The 3,005-nt window shown below is 51.5% G+C and carries 4 protein-coding genes; 1 reads left to right on the top strand and 3 read right to left on the bottom strand.

Translation table 11 applies throughout. The features are described 5' to 3' along the window. Nucleotides 1-186 (bottom strand): motility-associated protein (locus ACN0IC_RS14835; protein WP_416879552.1); only part of this gene is annotated, 186 nt, incomplete at its 3' end. 163 nt (nt 187-349) lie between these two features. Here ACN0IC_RS14835 and ACN0IC_RS14830 point away from each other — a divergent pair. After that, complete coding sequence (locus tag ACN0IC_RS14830; protein ID WP_416879551.1) at nt 350-910, top strand: flagellar motor protein; 561 nt, start codon at nt 350-352, stop codon at nt 908-910. 3 nt (nt 911-913) lie between these two features. Here ACN0IC_RS14830 and ACN0IC_RS14825 read toward each other — a convergent pair whose 3' ends face one another. Then, a complete protein-coding gene (locus ACN0IC_RS14825; RefSeq protein WP_416879550.1) occupies nt 914-2,092 on the bottom strand; it encodes a flagellar motor protein MotB in 1,179 nt (392 codons plus the stop codon). A gap of 150 nt (nt 2,093-2,242) precedes the next feature. After that, a complete protein-coding gene (locus ACN0IC_RS14820; protein WP_416879549.1) occupies nt 2,243-2,704 on the bottom strand; it encodes a MucR family transcriptional regulator in 462 nt (153 codons plus the stop codon). Between the last annotated feature and the right edge of the window lie 301 nt (nt 2,705-3,005).

Below are 3,005 nucleotides of genomic sequence, written 5' to 3'. Positions count from 1 at the left end.
GGCCAGACCTGCCCCTTTGATATTGGCAAAGGAATTTGCAGCAATAAACGAACCTAGCGCGGCACCGCCGATCATCATGCCCTCAAAAGGTAGGGCATGAGTAATAATTCCCATGTCACCCCCGGACAGCATGTAGCCGCCAAAGACCATGCCCATCACAACAACAAAGCCCAGAATGATCGTCATTTCAGTTCCACTTGCAAGTTTTCAAGTACTTTAGTGTTTTTCCCCTAAAGCTCAAGAACAGTTGTCTTTAATCCAAGTTTAAAATTTACAATATGAAGGCTAATTGCTATCTTTGCATGAGTTAGTTAAGATTAGTTTTGTGCCAATGCTGGAGTAAGCTGCAATGCCGGATGTGGAAAGCACCCTCATTATTCTTATTGATGCGGATGACGTAAAATTCGCATTTTCAGGGTGGCCGGACCATATCTGTCTCGCCGCTTGTCTCTCCAGTGATGGCACGTGCAGCATGATTGTGTTTCGGCGCGACGAACGTGACGAGATCCCCGCGCGGCTGCTTAAAGTGTTGCGGCTCAAGCCAAGCCAGGTATGCTTTGTCCCTCAAATTTCGGGATACCGAACAAAACAGTTTCTTTATTCCGATGAACGCCGCTTGATGGCTTTGGTGGCGTCTGATCCTGTCATTTTAGAAGAAGCCACCGACTATGCGGTGAACTACAACTACGCATTGGAAGAAGGGCTTGATCCCGCTGTGCTGTTAGGTTTGCAGCCGGCGAGCGACGTTGCGCCCGCCCCGATGCCTCAGTATGACCCTGCTACCCGATCGACAGAAGCAGATGTAAATCCGCTGCTGCCCGATTTTTTACGCCGCTCTGTTGAACGCTCTCGTCGGCCAACGTTCTCGAGCCGACGCAGAACGAGCCACAGCGTTCTGGCGCAGGCTTAACGCTCAGCGCAACGCGTTCCGAAGGTTCTGGAAGACTTGGCCATCCAGAGTGGCGTCGCGGGGCTCTGTATAGTCAGCCGCCAGTTGCGTGCTCGGAACTTCTGGTGGAGTTGTGGATTCCGTAGAATTCGCGGCAACGGAACTACCTTGAGAATCGACGGCCGTTGATGCCTCCTTTTGGGGTGCCGCGTCTTTGGTCTTCTGATACTGCACATAGATCGAAATGCGGCGGTTGGACGGATCAACCGGATTCTCAGGCACCAATGGGTCCGTATCAGCGAGACCGGATACACGAATAACCCTGTTGCGAGCCACGCCAGACGCTTCAAATACTCGCCGCGTCGCATTTGCGCGATCGGCTGAAAGATCCCAGTTGTCGTATTTGCGACCGTCAGCAAACCGCACCGCATCAGTGTGCCCGGCGATGGTGAGCTTGTTAGGCAGGCTGGCGAGCGACTTGCCTAGATTCTGCAAAAGAAGCTCCGTAGGCCCCTGCATCTCCGCGCGCCCACTATGAAACATCGCGCGCCCTTTTTGGTCGATGATTTGAATCAGCAACCCTTCAGGACTCTTCTCAAATATAACGTTCTGCTTCAACGGGTCCAAATCTGGATTTTGCTCCATCGCTTGCAAAATTTCCCGCTGCAATTCTTTGAACTTGATATCATCCTGCGCGTGTTCGTTTTGTTGCGCTTTCGAACTTTGCTCCCCGTTTTTGACAGCGTTCGCGCTTTCGGACGGCTCTACATAGTCTTTGAGCGGTGCCGCGGCGGCGGGGTTTTCAAATTTCCCCTCTTGGGATCCCAATACCTTTTCTTTCGGATCAGTCGAAGCTGTGGTGTCGTTTATCTCCCAGTTTGCCGGCGTAGGGTCATCCATATTGCCCAATTCACTGCCTCGGGCGACGACACTTCCGTTTGAAGCGGTCAACGTACCGGGTGGCCCCAGCGTGGCACCGTCAAGGACCCCCGTCCCGCCGGGTAGGGTCGCATTGGTAAAATACTCGGCAATACCTCGTAACTTCTGCTCATCGGCGCTGGCAAGAATCCACATCAACAAAAAGAACGCCATCATTGCCGTCATGAAATCTGCGTAGGCGACCTTCCAACCGCCGCCGTGATGGCCCCCGCCTTCGATAACCTCAACTTTTTTGAATATTTTGGGTTGCGTCGTCGCTACCATCTTAGCCTGCCTCATCTCTCCCGATCCCTAGGATCGTTTCAATAAACGCACGACTGCACGTTTCGATTCACAGAGAGGTATCGAGGGTAATTTGGCGTTCAGGACGACAAAAGAGTGTCAAGACAAAGGCATGGACGTTTTTCGGCTGTTTTATTGGGCAGCGCCATGCTCCAGGGAATCTTCACGTGTATACCGCCCCAACCCGGCCTTTTTTGCATATTCCGCCTTACGGATCGAATAGTTGGGCGCGACCAACGGGTGATCAGCATCCAACCCGAATCTTTCCCGATAGTCATTTTCACTGAGGCCGTGTTCTGCGCGCAAATGGCGTTTCAACATCGTGAAAGAGCGGCCACAGCAAAGACACGTTACCGCATCTTGCGTGAACGATTCACTGACAGGGACAGCAGGAACCCCCATCGTACGCGTTTCATCGGCGGCGAGAGACAAGGACTGCTGTTCCATTGTTCGGTGTTCGATCCCGGCCAATACCTTTGGCAACACACGCGCCAAGGCGATGATTTCGTCAACCGAAGCACCTTCCCGGCTCGCGAAGGATTCAAGCACCCGAATGGTAGCTTCAGAAATAGGGCGGTCGTTAAAATCAGTCACGGCGTTTGCCTTCTCATATCTGGGCCTTCATAGGAGACGCGATCGAAATTCTGTAACCTTGGCAGTAGGAAGGTTAGGTAACACTCGCTGGGAATTTATCAAGAATACTACTCTCAAGAGGCGATTCTTGCAAAGAATTCCAGCTTAGCAATTTTTATCACGCTATCTATTGAAAAGAATTGAACTTAATTCATTTGAATATCGTCGGCTTTTTTCTTTTCTAACCCATCGTTTTGCAAGCATTCTGCTTTGTGTCTCTCGAATTTTTCCCGCTGCGCATATCCATCGGTCAACAGTATAC

Source organism: Litorimonas sp. (assembly GCA_029936425.1).
Lineage (GTDB): Bacteria > Pseudomonadota > Alphaproteobacteria > Caulobacterales > Maricaulaceae > Litorimonas.
The sequence above is the reverse complement of the archived record's forward strand: the minus strand, read 5'-3'. Positions and strand labels throughout refer to the sequence as shown.

Coding starts and splice junctions, on each gene's coding strand:
- ACN0IC_RS14830 (WP_416879551.1), top strand. CDS start 350: ATGCCGGATGTGGAAAGCACCCTCATTATTCTTATTGATGCGGATGAC.
- ACN0IC_RS14825 (WP_416879550.1), bottom strand. CDS start 2,092: ATGGTAGCGACGACGCAACCCAAAATATTCAAAAAAGTTGAGGTTATC.